At 62.4% G+C, this 250-nt stretch carries 1 protein-coding gene; it reads right to left on the bottom strand.

Annotation, left to right across the window (positions count from 1 at the left end; translation table 11 throughout):
- Window positions 1-250: hypothetical protein (locus tag SB717_RS38210; RefSeq protein ID WP_486360815.1), on the bottom strand; the 250-nt coding region annotated here is incomplete at both ends.

Genomic DNA, 250 nt, shown 5'->3' with positions numbered 1-250 from the left:
TGACGCTGACCCGCGACGAACCCGACGCCACGGCCTTGGCGACCACCTGCACCGCATGGGTGACACACAGGTCGATGGTGTCGAACCACGAGAACCCGATGACGCCATACGGTCCCGGAGCGAGGAACAGGTTGGGGAAACCCGGAACGGTGATGCCCTCGTAGGCATGCATCCGTTCCGACTCCCAGATCTTCGCCAGATCGTGGCCGTCGATCCCGCTGATCTGGTAGGGCAGGTCGAAGATCTTGAA

Origin of the sequence: Priestia sp. SIMBA_032 (assembly GCF_046535215.1) — a bacterium.
GTDB lineage: Bacteria > Bacillota > Bacilli > Bacillales > Bacillaceae_H > Priestia > Priestia aryabhattai.
The sequence above is the reverse complement of the archived record's forward strand: the minus strand, read 5'-3'. Positions and strand labels throughout refer to the sequence as shown.